This is a genomic window from Hoeflea ulvae (assembly GCF_026619435.1).
Lineage (GTDB): Bacteria > Pseudomonadota > Alphaproteobacteria > Rhizobiales > Rhizobiaceae > Hoeflea > Hoeflea ulvae.
Genome location: NZ_JAOVZQ010000001.1, coordinates 1607558 through 1623708 on the forward strand (window position 1 = coordinate 1607558; position 16151 = coordinate 1623708).

Here is a 16151-nt window from a genome sequence, read left to right on the forward strand (position 1 = left end):
CTCTAAAACCAGCCAAGAGGGCAGCTTTGGCGGGCGGCGAAGCCCCCGCTCTTGGAAGAGGAGGAGCTACGGTTCCGCAAGGCGGGAACGGAGATCATTCTCTTCCTCTTTCTCAAGACATCAAAATCAAAGCGCCGCAAGGCTCATCGACTGTCAAAAGGTGGAGTCTACTTTCTATTGTTCAAAGACTCTGCCGTCCTTCAGAAGAAGGTAAACGCGGCCCTGCCGTTGTCGGCTGTGGCATGCCAGGCCATGACGCTACGTCTGTTAATGTCCACCTCCGTACATCTGAAAGAACAGGGGAAATACGCGCTGGCGTAACTGGCATCTACAGATGCGGCTCACCATCGCTTTGCCCAGTGTGTTCCGTGGGTAAGGCTCACGAACGAGCTGATCGTGTGCAGATGGCAGCCAACGCGACATTTGCCAGAGGCGGCGTGTCAGCGCTGATTGTTCTTACTGCATCCCACTCGAAGAAAATGACACTCATGGACATCAAGATGATGGTGCAAGGCGCATCCAGCGCCACGAGGAAAGGGCGAGCCTGGGTCAAGGCATGTGATAAATACAGTATTCTCGGTGTCATCGTTGGCCAGGAAGTGACTTACAGCGTCATCCATGGCTGGCACTATCACCAGCACCTGTCAGTCATGGTTGACGGTCCCGCTAATGGAGAGACGCAAGCTGATGTTCGCGATCGTGCAAAAGCGGCAGGCGAGTGGATAGCAAAAACGTATGCCGCGAAGGTTCGTGCCAAGGGCGGTAGAGTTTCCGATCGACATGGTTGGCATGTCCGCGTCGCTATAGATGCTGAAGATGCCAGCAATTATACGGCAAAAGGCTCGATGGCTTGGGAGGTTTCTGGAGCACATAAAGACATCACCAAATCCGAGACTTCGATAACACCCTGGGACATTGCAGTCGCCGCTTCGGAGGGCAACGCAGAGATGCTCGGACGTTGGCGCGAATATGCCGAAACCATGCCTGGAACGAGGTCCTGTGTGATTTCACCTGCACTGGCGAAGAAGCTCGAAATCGATGCGTCTCCAATGGATGACGAGACGGGGGAGCAGGTTCTGCATGATGGGGATGAAGTGGTCGGCCGCGTTGATGCACCAATCTGGAAAAAATGGGTACGTCACGGTCTTGCCGCCACCTTTTTGAGCCGTGTCGAATTTGGTGGAGAAGAAGGGTTCTCCACTGCAGTCGAGCAAACTGAAATCGATGCTGAACCTTTAGAGCGGTAATATCAGGAGGGTTTGGCTACTCGGAAAAATGAGTTAATCCGATGCCAAATTGTGCGTGCAGCACAACAAGCAGATCGTGAAACCGATTATGCAAGACAATGGGCCATTGCCCGAATTAGGCGGTTTGCACACTCCTGTGGTTCAAAGGATTTGATCCAGTCAACCATCGAACAGGCCGCGCTGGCATTTCCTAATGCCGCGCCCTTAACAGGTAGCGACCTGGTGATAGCCGCAATATAAATGCTGACGCAGTCAGCACGTGCTTGGAAAGCACGAAAGGCCCTGCCAAGGCTCTCAGCGAGCAGAATGCTATGAACAAAGTGAATAGCTGTATTCTGTCTATACAACTTTAATTTCTCGCCAGTTGTCATTATTTTTATTGATTTCTGTTTCGCCAATAAACAATATACATCTATGGGATATCAGTTTTGCAGAATACAGTTATTTTCTCGAAAAGGTAAAAAAGGTAGAAATACTGAATTCATTCTTGATGAGGTTTCGCGAGTGCCAAGTGCATGTCTTCATGTCACAAAGCCAGATAGACCGAATATCGTATTTGGAATAGACATCCCTACGCTTCGCAAACGGCATGATGACCAGGCTGCAGCTGCTCGCACAGTGACCTTAGCTGGCAAATCGCGGGCTATCCGCTCAGATCAAAATACGTTGGTCGGCATTGTCCTAAGCCATCCCGCAACCGTTGAAGACTACCACGCCAGTGCTGATGACAGGAGAGACGTCAACATGTGGGAACGGCGTTCGATCGATTGGCTGAAAAATCAATTTGGCGATCAGCTAATCACCGTCGTGCGTCATCTGGATGAAAGTCATCCGCACTTGCATGCATACATTTTACCCGCTGATTCAGAAATGAAAGCCGCAAATCTTCACCCAGGTTTTGCAGCAAAGAATGAGATCATGAGCTCAACCCCGATGGCAGGCGAAGGGGGCAAAGCACAAAAGAAAAGGGCGGATCATGCTTATGTTCAGGCCATGCGATCTTGGTTGGATGATTACCATCAACAAGTCGCAGTACCATCAGGTTTGTCACGTCTTGGCCCTGGAAAAAGACGGCTGACACGGGAGGAATGGCAGCGTGAAAAACTCCAGGCTGCAGCACTCAAAGCTACCCTGAAAAGAGCGAAAACGGTTGAGGCTCGCGTCACCAAGATTGTGCACGATGCAAGAGACGCGGCACTGGTATCCAGGCAAGAGGCTGTTGAAGCTGAAAACCTTCAAAAGAGACATTGAATAGCCCCGAGTTTTCTAGACACCCTCGGTTTTCATTTCTTGCTGCCGTTCGAACTCGACGGGCGACAGCATCCCGTTCCTGGCATGCTTGCGGTTTGGGTTGTAGAACATCTCGATGTAGTCGAACACATCCTGTCTGGCTTCGACTCGGGTCTTGTAGGTTCGACGCCGTATCCGCTCCCGTTTGAGCAAGTTGAAGAAGCTCTCGGCAACCGCGTTGTCATGACAGTTTCCGCGCCTACTCATTGAGTGTTCCAGATTGTGAGCCTTGAGGAAAGCAGCCCAGTCGATGCTGGTGAACTGCGAGCCCTGGTCCGAATGGATCAGCACCCTGTTCTTCGGCTTTCTACGCCACACGGACATGAGCAGGGCCTGCAAGACCACGCCCGCCGTCTGACGGCTCTGCATTGCCCAGCCGACGACACGCCGGGAGTATAGATCGATCACGACCGCCAGATAGGCGAAACCTTCCAATGTTTTGATATAGGTGATGTCGGTCACCCAGACCGTGTCTGGCGCATCCACGTCGAACTGCCGGTCCAGCGTGTTGTTGACGACCAATGCCGGCTTTCCGCCATAGCTGCCAGGCCGACGCTTGTAGCCGATCTGGGCCTTGATGCCCGCCAGTGTAGCCAGACGCGCAACGCGGTTAGGACAGCACGTTTCGCCTTGATCCAGCAGATCATCGTGGAGCTTACGATAGCCATAGACCTTGCCGCTGTCTTCCCAAGCTGTCCTGATCAGCTTTGTCTGACGTTCGTCTTCCTGCGCCCGATTGCTAAACGGGTTCTTCAGCCATGCGTAGAAGCCGCTAGGTTGAATGCGAAGGGAACGGCACATCGCTCGCACCGAAAACAGCGGACGATGCTCTGCTACGAAGGCGTACTTCACTTTGCATCTCGCGCGAAGTACGCCGTTGCCTTTTTTAAGATGTCGCGCTCCTCCGTCACACGCGCCAGTTCAAGCTTCAGTCGTCGAACTTCAGCAGCCTGTTCGTCGATAGACCCATCGCGGGAGCCTGACTTCGCGAACCGCTTCTTCCACGCATAAAGCGAGTGGGAACTGACACCCAAGCGCTTCGAAACTTCCGCAACCGGATAACCGCGCTCAACGATCTGATGAACAGCATCGCGCTTGAAATCGTCACTGAATTTGGCTGTGCTCATGATGGCCTCCTTGCCTCAAATTTAGGGAAGAAGGCGTCTACAAATCTAGGGGCTATTCAAGTTCAACCGACAGGTGCAGCCGTTGACGCTGCCTCGATCACTTGAATGAAAGGTCCGGTTTCCGGGTTCTTTCCAATGGCGGATAACGGCCGGACGGGGGGCGCAAAGCGGAAATGATTTCCGGGTCGGGGCCGATGGCGGACCTGCAGATCTTGGGCTCAGCTTTGACAGCTCGGACGTTCCGGCCCTCCAAAAATTCTCAAGAAATCTTGAGGTCACAAGAGGAAAACGGTGAGACTGGCTCAGGACCGCTGCGCGCTTTCTTCCCCGATATCGATCTGATCTTCGTCGGACAGCAGCCAGGCTGAGAGAAGTTCCTCCGACGCGGCAACCTGATCCGGCTTCCGCAATGCGCACTCCCACACCGTCGCCACGCGCCACTCATCTTTCAGAAGTCTTTTGCGAACGACGCTGTCACGAGCGACGTTCGCGTCGAACTTCGCCTGCCAGAACTCCGGACGGGTCGCTGGAATGGTCGTGTAGCGACAGCCCTCATGTCGATGCCAGAAACAGCCGTGCACGAATACTACGGCGTGGTACTTCGGAAGGACAAGGTCCGGCCGACCGTGAACCTTGTCGGAATGAAGCCGGAAGCGGAAACCGTGCGCGTGCAATGCCCGCCTGAGAGCCAGCTCGGGCTTGGTGTTCTTTCCCCTGATTCCCGACATCATCCGGGAACGGGTCTGCTGGTCCACGATATCGGTCATATCCGTCCTGGTCTTCGTCCCTGAACCTAGTATACACCGGCTGAATGAAATTCGTCAGGAGCCTGATTTGCCTTCCACTTTCGGCATTGTCGATCTGTTCGCCGGCCCGGGCGGACTTGGCGAGGGGTTCGCTTCCCTCGTCGAGGACGGCCATGCGCCGTTCCGGATCGGCATTTCGGTCGAGAAGGAGGCGTCGGCCCATCGGACCCTGACACTGCGTGCCTTTCTGCGCGAGTACCGTGCACGTCATGGCGTCTTCCCGAAAGAGTTCATCGATTTCCATGCCGGGCTGGCATCCGAACCGGACTGGTCAGCCTTCGATGCCGAAGCCTGGCAGCATGCCATCGACGAAGCCCGCGCGCTTGAGCTCGGCACCAAGGCTGCGGCGACCGCCATTGATGGCGCCATCGCGACGCTGAAAGCAAAGTACGACGACACGATCCTGATCGGCGGCCCGCCCTGTCAGGCCTATTCCCTGGTGGGGCGTGTCCGTTCCAGAGGCAAGGTCGGCTACGTCCCGGAGGAGGATGCGCGGCACTACCTCTTTCGCGAGTACATCCGGGTCCTCGACAAGCTTCGCCCGGCCGCCTTCGTTATGGAAAACGTCAAGGGCATGCTTTCGTCGACAGTCGAGAGCCGGCTTGTCTTCGAGATGCTGATGGAGGATCTGTCCTCGCTCGGCACGGGTCACGCCCATCACTACGAACTTCGTGCCGTCCGGGTCGAGGATGGCAAGGCCAGCCTGCAGGAAGCGTCACAGCCCTCGGACTTCATCGTGCGCTCCGAGGCGTTCGGAGTCCCCCAGCGTCGCCACAGGGTGATCATCGTCGGTATCCGCTCGGACATCGCAGGACGGGCCGCGGATGCAGAGATCGCTATATCCGGGACGGCGCGGACCGTCCGCGATGTCATCGAAACGATGCCCGCCTTGCGAAGCGGCATCAGCCGCGGGCTCGACGACGCGGCTGCTTGGCGAGGAGAAGTCCTCGACGCAGCGAAACTGCTGGCCGGCATCTCCAACGGGAAGGACAACCGCGCGCTACATGAAGCGTTCCTGTCCGTTTCAGAGCGACTGAAGGACAATACGCCTACCATTCGGGCGGCGACACGGTTGCCGGACGGCTATGGCACTTCGAACGATGAGTTGCTGAAGTGGATAGAGCGACCGGGACTTCGCGCGATTGCGCAGCACGAGACGCGCGGGCACATGGCGTCGGATCTCAGCCGCTACCTGTTTGCTGCCGTGTTCGGGACCGTCCATGGCTACAGCCCGAAGGCCGCCGATTTTCCCTTGGTGCTCAGCCCGGATCACCGCAACTGGCACAGCGGTGTCTTCAACGACCGCTTTCGGGTTCAACTGGCGGACGAGGCATCGACCACGGTCACGAGCCACATCTCTAAGGATGGCCACTACTTCATTCATCCCGATCCGATCCAATGCCGGAGCCTGACGGTGCGCGAGGCTGCGAGGCTGCAGACCTTTCCCGACGATTACCTGTTCCTCGGCAACCGCACGCAGCAGTATGTCCAAGTTGGAAACGCCGTGCCGCCGTTTCTTGCAAGGCAGATCGCTGCGCTAGTGCTATCTACGCTGAAACGGTGAAAACCAGCCAGCTGTCAGGATGGGCTCCAAGCCAAACTTTGCGACAACTCTGATATCAGGCATCATGACTGCCGCAACTCCTGGACTGAACCCTGCGGAGCAGGAAATTCAGCCGATCGCACCTTCATCCACGTGTCCGCACGTTTCGCAACTTCCGAAATCTGCTGGCCCGGGGCGATCCTGTTGAACTCGACGTTCACGACGACGGCCCAGTCCCAGACCAGGTCCCTCAGACCACCTGAAATCCCTTGCCGCATCCATATCTGCTCTAGGTCGAGCCGATCACCAAGTCGATCAGCGACCACCGATACGACGTAGGTGGCGATGTTCACCCATCCCTGACGGAACACCTCCTTCGCCTCCTTGGTCTTGATCATGCTTTCGATTGCCTTGAACAGAATGACCTTGGCGATCATCGTCCGATACCACCGGGAATCGAGCGGGCTGGGGACAATATTCGGATCATCATCGAGCGCAGCCATGAAGACTGCGAAGTTCTTCTCGCCAGCCATTGCGACCTGGTTTGGCTTGCAGCGCCACGCTTCATGGTACTTTGCGATGTCGTTCTTGGTCAGTTTGCGCTTTGGCGGGACCATCTCCTTCAGGTTTCGCCTTTTGGCTGGCGTGGTGCCTTCTCTCAGAAGCATGACGTTGTAGGCGCCTGCTGCGCGCTCGTAGAACCATCGCGTTGCACCGTCGGGGCACCAGGTGTCGTTCGCGAGTTTTTCAAGCTCTCGATGGAACGGGCGGTTCGCCGACAGGTCGGACATTTTCACCGCGTTCTGACTGTTCGCATAGCGAGACACGTTGCTTATCAGTCTCTCGCGCGCTTCGTCCTGCGTTCCTTTGAGGATGATGATCTTGGCCGGGACCATGACATGGCTGAGATCGATCGTGCGATCGTCGCGGGATGAGAAGTAGATGGTCGAGGTCGTCTGGCCGCCGTTCACGATCTGCAGACCCTTCAGGAAGGACAGGCCCAGATTCCCGTCCTCAGTCCGCTCGAAGGCCGCTTCGTCGCAGACAAGCACGAGGCCATTGTTGAAGGCGAGGAAGTGCTCCGGTTCCTTTCGCAGCGTTTCGACGATGCCCTTGTTGACCGCGCGCTTGTTCCCCAGAAATGTGCGGATATTGGCTTCGAGCAGGGTCGTCCCGTACCGCAGATAGAGATCCCGGATGAGCTGCCCGGGAATGGCAGTAAGGGCATACTCGTAGTCAGCATCAGGGTCTGGGACGTGAACGCAGGGCAGTGCCCGACCGATCGACTGAACGAAACTGACCGCCAGCTCGTCTCGCGGCTTGCCCTCGGTGTGGCGGAACAGCCTCTCCATGTCCATGGCCTCGACGGCCACCATCTTCTGGTGAACCTCCTTGTTCGAGAACCGTTTAGTCTTGGTCTTGCCATCCGTGATCACGAACACACGAAGTCGGTCGATGTCGCCCCAGCGAGAACGAATGGTTGCCACCAAGTCCCTGACCGGATGGGTAGGATCGATCCTTGCGTCGAGGTTGCCGCTTGCCGCACGAAAGAGAAAGCGAACGCCTTCGCTTGCAGTTGCGGTGGCATCCGAGTCCCTGAGATCGTTCAGCTCCTCGGTCCCGAAATAGTGGGTCACGAAGAGGTCGAGAGCCGTTTCATCAGAGCTGAGCGCATAGCCCGTAATTCGGAGTTTCGCGTTGCCGACCTTGCCGCTCCAGTGGCAAATGGTTGGCGCCTCGCAGATCCCGGTTTCTGCGACATGCTCCATGACCATTTCCGCAAAGACGAGCTCATCCGAAGGAAATGGGCCTTCGCCAGCCTCTACGCGCTCGGCGATGATGGTCTGCAGGTCGGAGCGAAAGTTGCGGTGAAATTCTTCGAGGCTCATATCAATCCAGTCCAAATTCGTTGATCAACTCCGAAAGTCCGATCGAGGGAACTTCGAGCGCGTCGAGGTCGAGCACATAGGCAGCTGAGCGGATGGCAGCTGGAAGCGCAGCGCGCGTGAGACGCGGCATGTTACCTTCCGCGCGGAGTGCCCTCGCGTCCTTCAATGTCAGTGTTCGCCCGTAGAGAGCGGTATGCTCGTCGAGGTATCCCATCACCATGAGCAGAGCTTCGAATCCGCGTTGCACTCCGGCCAGTCCGAACCTCTCTCGGAGTTCCGTAACAAGACCGACGAGCGAGATCCCATCGGTGTTTTCCTCGAAGCGGAAGGCGCACAGGAAGATAGGCGCCCGGTCACCATCCAGCTGTTCGATGCTGTTGATCCGCGCGAGGAAGCTGCCGGTCCGGACCGTGCTCTTCACCTCTACAGCGCCCCCCGAATGTGGAAGTCCTGCGCCGCCCGCAACGGTCCCTGCCAGCAGTCGAGAGCACCTGCCCCAAGGGAAGTGTCCGCCAGCAATCTGAGCATCCAAAGCTCGCCGAGCAGGCCGATCTGCGCGTCGGACGAAAGAGGGCGGTGCGTTCGAGCCATGAAAGCCTGCCACTCCCTGACCCGCTCGAGGAAGGCCTCCATAACGTCGCGGCCCGCGCTGTTGGCTGCTGTCTCCAAAGTTCTCAAGACATCCACGACCATGATGGCGAAGATGTCGGGTGAGCCCTCTGGCCGCCTGACGAGAGCAATCGCCGTCTTGGCTGCGAACACGGTCTGCCCCTCGATGCAAGAGACGTCGAAGCCCTTGCCTTCAGGAAGCTTTGCCGGGTTCACCGGCCACGATCCCGGAAAGGAGACGATCAGCGCCTCCCGCCCGAGCGGAAACTGACAACCCGCCTCAACCGAGACCGCGCCCATATCGATCAGATGTACAAATCGCCAGTCTTCCGCCGCCTCCTGTCGCGCGAGCGCTCGCCAGGCACGAGCAATCCCCTCTTCAGTCCACCCAGTCATTGAGCCCCCCCCACAGTACGCTGTTGGCGATGTACCTCGAGTTGGAGACCTTTCTCTCGGAAGTGCTTGACGGAAAACTGATTGCCCAGGCGACGACGGGATCGGCATCCTTCAGTTCATCGACACCCGCACCCTCGGGATCGAGCAGATAGAGCATGATCAGACCGCGTTCTCGGCGAGCCGGAATGCCCGCTTCGGCGATGCCTTCTCCGAGTACGTGACGGATCTGTGGGCCTCTCGGTTCGGACGGCGGCTCCTTGCCCTCGTTTCGATCCGTATCGTTGCGCCAGGTCTTCTGGCTGAGATCGAGCGCCGCCCTCCATTCCGGCTCGGTCAGATCGATGGCCTGATCGCGAGGCGAGATCAGAGTCTTGATCGAGTATCGATCCGCATGTTCGGTCGTGCGCTTGCGCTGGAGCATGTTGACCGAACAACCGCCCACCTTGCGGTGGGGCTTGTCGTCCGGACCGCTGTCCTTTCCGATCAGCGCGACGGTCCATCTCGTGAGCTCGCGATCCTTGTTCATCTCCTCGATAAAGTCCGCAATTAGCGGACTCATGATCCTGAAGCTGGCGGAGTGGGTCCTGTAGTCCCGCAGAAACGAGATGACGTTCAGGGCTGACACATTACGCCAGAGGTGACCGTTCCACTTCTGACCTTGTGGAACGAAATGCTGATCGTTCAGATCCGTCGATGGACCGAGTGCGCTGATGAACCGGTCCGTGGCATTGTAGTTTGCAGTGATGTCTTCCTTGCGATTGGGAAACACGATGGTCTGAAGAAGGTCGCCCGAATAGGTCAGCTGCATCGCGCGAGCGTTTCTCATCTTGGCCCGAGAGGTCACCGTCAGCACGGAATGCGATTTCACCCGCAGACCGAACTGTTTTGGCGTGGCGCCGGCCGCTACCATGTTGTCAAACTCCTGGCGGAGCTCTTCTGCGGCATCGGCGATGTGGCCGAACCACTCCACCATTTCCTGCGATGTGTAGAGGCGGCAGACATCGAGGTAGCCGTCACGGTAGCCGAACCATCGCCCCATCTGCATGAGCGTGTCGTACATGCGTGCGGTTCGAAGGAAGTAGCTCGTGCAGAGACCCTCAAGCGTCAGACCACGCGCCAGCTTGTCGCCGCCGATGGCAATCACCTTGAGGCCAGTGCCATCATTTTCGGCGTAGTCGAGTGCGTCCTTGGCCGTGCCGTTGATCTCGCGGACGCGAATGTCGGACAGCACGTCGGGGAGGACGGCACGAATGTCCGCCCACGAGAAGTCCTCCAGCGTCTCGCCCTCGACGAGGGCGGAGCGGATACCCTGCATCCCTGGCAGAAAGGTTTCTTGATACTCCGTGCGCATGGACGCCTCGAGGTTCTCAAGCTCGATGCCGCGGGTGTAGCGGCCTTTCAGATCTCGCACGTACTCCGCGACCTGGTTGACGACGGCGTTCTGCACGGAGGTGAAACGGGTAACGTGGATTAGCATCGAGGAGTGTTTGCTGCCTTGTCCGCGCAGCTTCCTCACGGCACAGGCATAGACGAATGAGCGGATCGCTTCTGCGAGCGAGTCCGGCACACGGTCCTCCCCTTGCCATCGCGGCCGGTAGCCGTTCTTGTGTCGTGGCGGCATCCACGGCTGGAACTCATCGTCCGACAGCGGGCGCACCAGAGGCAGGTCTTCCGGTGTGCTGGAAGCCGATCCGAAGACACGACCCGGCCCGACATAATTCGATGGCGCCGCTAGGCTGGTGATGAAGGCCGCGGGGAAGAGGTCCGGTCCGTGCTCCTGAGTCTCCCCGCGTTCATGAATGAAAATGTTCGCAAATGGCGTCGCCGTGTAGCCGACATAGGCCTTTCGCGAGAAATGGTGTAGAACCGACCGGATCAACCTGTTGATTGTCTTCGGTTCATGTTCGAAATCTGGTTTGCCTTGTTCATCTACGGCGTTTTCTCCGGTGTCGACTGATCCATGGTCGGCCTCATCGTCGATCACGAGTAGTGGCAGGTTTGTGACGAGCTTTCGGCCCGTTTCGGGATCTACGTGATCGGCAACCCTATTGCGGATCCAGTGTAGAAGGCGCTCAAGCACCGTCTTGTTCTTCTTTACCACGAAAATCCATGGCCGTTCTTCGGGCGAAATGTTGCCAATGGCTGCTGCATTTGCGGTTCGAAAGTCACCGCCGTTAGTTCGATCAGTTCCCGAGTTTGGTCGTACGGAAAGGTCACTATCTATCAGGCCGACACCGACCGGCGGGCGATCCTCACCGTCGGAAGCAAATCCAAGGAATCCTTCATCGAGCCGGACTTGTGTCTGGGATCTCAGATTGTTGTGCAGGCCGGCCAATACGATGATGATCTTATAACCGGCGTCGGCGGCCTTGCAGATCAGTCCGGTATAGTTGCCTGTCTTGCCCGACTGAACGTGGCCCACGACCAGTCCGCGACGATCCCAAGCGCCCTCCCGGGTCGGGTCCTCGAGCTGTGAAAGGACTTCGTCAGTGGCGACGTCGAGGGCGTCGAGGGCCGTCCAGGGGATGCGCGCTTCCATGTACTCTGAGTAACGCTGCCAATACGTCCAGCCCTTCTTCCTTTCTGCATCAAGCCAAGCGACATGGTCCTCACCGCTCGACAGGGTGGCGTTTTCGCCTACAGTTCGGCTTGATCGTCGGATCAGCTCGTCAACGAGCGCGTCCCGATCAACAAGGACGAAATCGTCCTCCATCATGATCGACAGCTTGGTCAGCTCCTTCTCGATCATTTCCGGCGTAACAGGGCTCTGAGCGCGTTCCGCGGCGAGGCGGAGCATGTTCTGGGCCATGGAAAGGATTGAATCGAAAGCCTTCTGGTTTGAAATCGTCATTGCGTATCTTTCACTTCAAGGGCTGCAACCAGATCGAGGTGCCGATCAAAGGGGGCGTACGACCAAGCCGTTCGCGAGCTTCGGTCGGGCTGAGCCCGCGGAACTTCACCAGTGCTTCAAACATCGAGGACAGGGTCTCCATCACTTCGTTGTCGGCCGCACCGGCGAAACCAGTTCTCGGCGTCTCCTTGTCTTCCGCCGTATCCAGCCAGATGCGCTGCACGGGCACTGTCTCCTCGATCAGCCTCAGAAGAGCGAGGATGTCGGGCTTGAGTGGACCGGCGCGATCGAGGATCGAGGCGACAAGATCATTGTGACGAGCGATACGGTACGACGTTCCTTGTGCCGAACGCCGCACTTGCCAGGCTTCGGCGACGGCGTTCGAGCGCGTGCCTGAGGCCGGGGTGATGTGACCCCGGTGGGCGAAGACCCGCCGCGCCGTGTTGCGTGTTTCTGTTGCCAGACGGTGAAGCTGAGATCGCAATCGCACCGGGGGACTAGCCGTCGATTTCAGGACATTGATCTTCCAATCGGCATCCGCGCTGTTCGGTATGTCGAGCCGGATACGGGCGAGCCTGTGAGCTTCATCGCGCGGCCATGGCTTGCTGCCATCGCCGAGGCCAAGCCAGCCCCCCGCGAGAAGGAGACGCCTGTTGCGGTAGACGTAGAAGCCCTCCTGCTGCGTCCATCCTCCGGGCCCCGCCGCGGCTTCCTGTTCCGTAGGCTTGAGCATGTCGCGATGCGGCAGGACGTGACATTGCACAGTTACACCGGTGGTGTGGAGTATCCGATACTCGGGGCTTTCGAGCGCCTTGCCGGGATGACTGATGAGGTACGGGTCCCACGGCTTCAATCCTCTACCATTGAGGGACAGGCGAAGCATGGGCAGTTGGCCATCGAGGAGACGATGAAAGGTCATCGCAAGATGCGCCTCCACGCGATCTGCGAGCTCGATCATGTCGGTGGCCGCGAAGCCATCGGTCACGATACGGTCCAGCTTCTCCCAGAGAACAACGGTGCCGTGGGCCACCTGGTCCAGCGGCGCAAGCAGATGCTCTGATCCCGGCGCAGGTCCTTCAAAGAGTGGCCATTCGGCGCCGGGTTCCTTACCGATGAGATCAAGGTCCCAGCGCAGGCAGACGACCGGTCCACCTTTCTTCCGACTGGCGACGGTCAGACGACGAGCCTGGGAGAAACTGGCCGTCTTCAAGCCCAGCCCGAAGCGCCCAAGGTCAGTGGCGGCGCGTTCAGCTCTCGGATCGCGTGCGCCAAGGCGCATGCCGGCCTCCAGAGCCGCGTCGTCCATGCCGTCGCCGTTATCGACGATCCTTGCCCAGCTCTCAGGACCGGCCCATTCAAGATGAACGGCAACGTCGCCCGCATTTGCAGCGATGGAATTGTCGACCAGATCGGCAAGTGCGGTGGGAGGTGCGTAGCCGAGCCCACGAAGGGACTCGAGCATCGAACCGGCATGAGGAGGAGCATTTCTTACACCCATCCCGTCACATCCCCAGCAATTCCTGAAGCCGACGCTTGCAACCCGGATGGGAAAGACGATCAAGGCCCTTCGCCTCTATCTGACGAATGCGCTCGCGCGTTACGCTGTAGATCTGTCCGATTTCCTCGAGGGTCATGTCAGAATCGCGGCCGATACCAAAGCGCATCCGGATCACATCAGCCTGACGTTCCGGCAAATCAGCCAGTGCGTCTGTTACGATCCTTTCGGTTTCTGCTTGGTCGAAGACATCCGTTTCTGAAGGCTCCGGCAGCAGGTTGTCCCAGTCGTCTATGCTTGTGGGGTATTCGGCTTCACGCGGGATGCCACGGAACTGTCTGACCTCGTCAATTGTCCATTCCAGCTCTTCGGCGAGTTCCAGGTCGGAAACGACTCCGCCGACCCGAACGTCCAGCCTCTCGAGGGCGCGATCAAGCTTAGTGATCTTCTCGTTCCGATGCACGGGGATGCGGATCGCCCCGCCTTCATCAGCGCGCCATCGCGTGATGGCCTGCCGCATCCAGTAAGTGGCATAGATGAGGAAGCGATAACCACGCTCAGGATCAAAGCGCCTCGTGGAACGCTGCAGACCAATGAACGCCACCTGGAAGACGTCCTCTGGATCCTCGCCTTCCTCCACGTTCCGCGAGGCAAAGCGGCGCACGTAAGGCAGGTGCTCGCGGATAAGGTGCTCGGTGACGGATTCGAAGATCAGTATTTCGGCTTCCAGCTGACTGGCCTCGGCTTGGCACGCTGGAAATTGTTCCAGTCTGCCGACCAACTCCTTGTGGAATGCTAGAGAGAGATCTAATGCCTCGAGCGCACCGAGTGCTTCTCTTCGTCGTTTGCCGTCCATCACCCGCCCAGTGGTGTGCCACGACCTCAGGGCGTCCGCAGCGGCCAATACTTCGAACGTCTCTGCATGGCTTGGGCGCGAAAGAATAATGGTTCTCAAGGAGACCGAGCCGGGGTCTCCATGAGAACCGCGGCGGATGCTTTCCATGACGTCGAGGATCGTTTCGACGGCGGTCTCGGAGGACAGGATGCCCAGCTGGAGCTTCTGCTTGGCCCGCATCAGGGGCTCCAGCAATTGCAGCTCTTCCGATTTCTCCATGACGAAGCGCTGTGTACCGGGCAGCCGCGTCCGACGTGTAAGGACTGCCTCGATCGCGTCAGCCAGGTCATCGGACGAAGTGTCTGAGACGGCGTCCCAGAGATCGGCATCATGCCCCGTCGCCTGATCGAGATCGAAGCCCGCTGCTTCCAGATTGCGCTGGAGATTGATGCGCAGTTCCTCGAGATCACCATTTCCTTCGCAATTGGCGACGAGGCGGTCGATATCATCGAGGGAGCAACGTCCTTTGGCCAGAATTTCCTCTGCCCAGCTGAAGCACAGGTCCGGTTCGATCGACATCCGCGTGCCGGTCTGGACGACTGCTCGTTTGACCGATTGTCTGCCGCGATTGCGGACCTGCAGGAAGTCACTCTCTGCACCGTGATCGGCCGTCACAGCGGCGCTGGAGCCGATGCCTTCCCCGGCAATCGGCGCAGGTGAAAGGTCGAGATCCCAATCCCCGTCCTCGTCATCCGAAGCCACGGGTGACGAACTGACGAGGGCTACGAATGTCCCCGACGCCGTATCGGCCGCGTACTGATCGAAGAATTCTTCTGGTTCTGCCTCAGCTTCGAAATCCAGCAGGTCATCCAGGTTGTCAATCCTATCGGCTGGCTCCGTCTCCTGAATCACGGCGAAACGATACTCCGGAACTGCGTCGGGCCCGGCAACGGCAGTCTCGACCACAAGTGAAACCTCGCACTCGCTAACCGTCTCCGTTTTTATCTCCGGCGACCCCGCGACAAGCAAAGAGAGAAGCTGCGCGGCGAGACCGTGACCTTCAGCAAATGCCACATCAGCAGAGGTCTGTCGGTCGTGGTTCAGTGCGCCGGGGTCGGCACCCGACCGAATGAAGAGATCGCAAAGTGCCAGATTGCCCATGCGAGCTGCAAGGTGGAGCGGTGTGTCGCCTTTCGGGTCGGGCGTGTGGAGCCGAGATGATGCCGCGAAATCAACCAGCCCCTCTATCTTCCCTTCGGAAATTAGCCGGATCTCGACGGAGTCAAGAACACAGCCACCTGATTCGCTCGTCGCCTGAGTATGATTGCCGAGGGTATGGGACAGCCTATCCATCTTCATGGACGGCCTCACTGTTGAGAAGCGCTATCTGCTGGTCCTTCGGCTTCCGTGCTCTAGGGTCGGTATTGAGCTCAATACGCCTCAATATGGTTATCACCACCAACAGGAGTGTTACCGGATTGACATTGCGCACAGGCGTCGGCCCGCACGCCAACGGCCGGAGACCGGCGATCCACAATGCCTCGCGGTCGATGATCCCGTCCGCCACCGACCAAAGCTGGGAGAGGTAGCGACTTGAGTAGGTTTGGCGGAAGAGTGACTTGAACGCTTGGCCGCGGACGTAGGTCCGCGCACTCTTATTGTAGACAATGTTGTCGGGCGCAAATCCAATGTAACGGTTCAGATCGGTGGACGCTTGGTCCAGCGAGACTCCGAACCGGTCCATCAGATTGCTGCGGTTCACATGGCCCTCCCAGAACAAGCGGAATTCTCTGAACTCGAATCGCTGCTCGACTCCCCAACAAAGTTCGGACCTCTCGTTGTCCACCGCGGCCTCCCAGCCCCTGATGCGCATGAAAACTATGCGCGCCTATTTTCTGGGTCGGCATCAAGCTAGCGGGGAGATCACAATCTGGCAATGTAAATGCTTAATGCATTCGCGCTAGGTGGTCCGCCACGGTGGTCGGCGGCCTTCCATCCAGCACCACGACTCAATGGTTTCCCGCCGATCTTACATGTGGCTGTGAATTCGGTCTGATTGAAAG

At 58.1% G+C, this 16151-nt stretch carries 10 protein-coding genes and 1 pseudogene; 3 read left to right on the top strand and 8 right to left on the bottom strand.

The genetic code is table 11. The annotated features are described in order from the left end of the window. The first annotated feature begins 398 nt into the window (after window positions 1-398). Window positions 399-1247, top strand: a complete 849-nt coding sequence (locus OEG82_RS07480; protein WP_267611806.1) for a hypothetical protein — start codon at window positions 399-401, stop codon at window positions 1245-1247. 414 nt (window positions 1248-1661) lie between these two features. Beyond that, a complete protein-coding gene (locus OEG82_RS07485) occupies window positions 1662-2498 on the top strand; it encodes a plasmid recombination protein (RefSeq protein WP_267611807.1) in 837 nt (278 codons plus the stop codon). A gap of 15 nt (window positions 2499-2513) precedes the next feature. Here OEG82_RS07485 and OEG82_RS07490 read toward each other — a convergent pair. Together OEG82_RS07490 and OEG82_RS07495 are read right to left on the bottom strand one after the other, a co-directional pair. Beyond that, window positions 2514-3664 (bottom strand): IS3 family transposase gene (locus OEG82_RS07490; RefSeq protein WP_267611255.1). Its coding sequence is split into 2 segments (ribosomal slippage): window positions 2514-3415 and window positions 3415-3664, totalling 1152 coding nucleotides; the frame shifts between segments, so codons are not numbered across the junction. A gap of 302 nt (window positions 3665-3966) precedes the next feature. After that, a complete protein-coding gene (locus tag OEG82_RS07495; RefSeq protein WP_267611808.1) occupies window positions 3967-4431 on the bottom strand; it encodes a very short patch repair endonuclease in 465 nt (154 codons plus the stop codon). 67 nt (window positions 4432-4498) lie between these two features. Between OEG82_RS07495 and OEG82_RS07500 the strand changes: the two genes are divergently transcribed. Beyond that, entirely contained in the window at window positions 4499-6034 is a 1536-nt protein-coding gene (locus tag OEG82_RS07500) for a DNA cytosine methyltransferase (RefSeq protein ID WP_267611809.1), read from the top strand. Window positions 6035-6096: 62 nt separating this feature from the next. On the opposite strand, the gene OEG82_RS07505 is transcribed toward OEG82_RS07500, so the two are convergent. The 6 genes and pseudogenes from OEG82_RS07505 to OEG82_RS07530 all read right to left on the bottom strand — a co-directional run bounded on the left by OEG82_RS07505 (window position 6097) and on the right by OEG82_RS07530 (window position 15934). Next, window positions 6097-7902, bottom strand: a complete 1806-nt coding sequence (locus OEG82_RS07505) for an AIPR family protein (RefSeq protein WP_267611810.1) — start codon at window positions 7900-7902, stop codon at window positions 6097-6099. Window position 7903: 1 nt separating this feature from the next. Beyond that, window positions 7904-8907: pseudogene (locus OEG82_RS07510) on the bottom strand (PD-(D/E)XK motif protein). Continuing rightward, a complete protein-coding gene (locus OEG82_RS07515) occupies window positions 8891-11758 on the bottom strand; it encodes a Z1 domain-containing protein (RefSeq protein ID WP_267611811.1) in 2868 nt (955 codons plus the stop codon). Before OEG82_RS07515 ends, OEG82_RS07510 begins: the two are co-directional and overlap by 17 nt. A gap of 10 nt (window positions 11759-11768) precedes the next feature. Beyond that, on the bottom strand, window positions 11769-13319 hold the full coding sequence (locus OEG82_RS07520; RefSeq protein ID WP_267611812.1) for an ATP-binding protein: 1551 nt from the start codon (window positions 13317-13319) through the stop codon (window positions 11769-11771). After that, window positions 13261-15447 carry a sigma-70 family RNA polymerase sigma factor gene (locus tag OEG82_RS07525; protein WP_267611813.1) on the bottom strand — a complete coding sequence of 729 codons (2187 nt, stop codon included), beginning with the start codon at window positions 15445-15447 and terminating at the stop codon, window positions 13261-13263. Before OEG82_RS07525 ends, OEG82_RS07520 begins: the two co-directional genes overlap by 59 nt. After that, window positions 15434-15934 (bottom strand): BrxR family helix-turn-helix transcriptional regulator, encoded by a 501-nt coding sequence (locus OEG82_RS07530; RefSeq protein WP_267611814.1) that lies wholly within the window; start codon window positions 15932-15934, stop codon window positions 15434-15436. Before OEG82_RS07530 ends, OEG82_RS07525 begins: the two co-directional genes overlap by 14 nt. Between the last annotated feature and the right edge of the window lie 217 nt (window positions 15935-16151).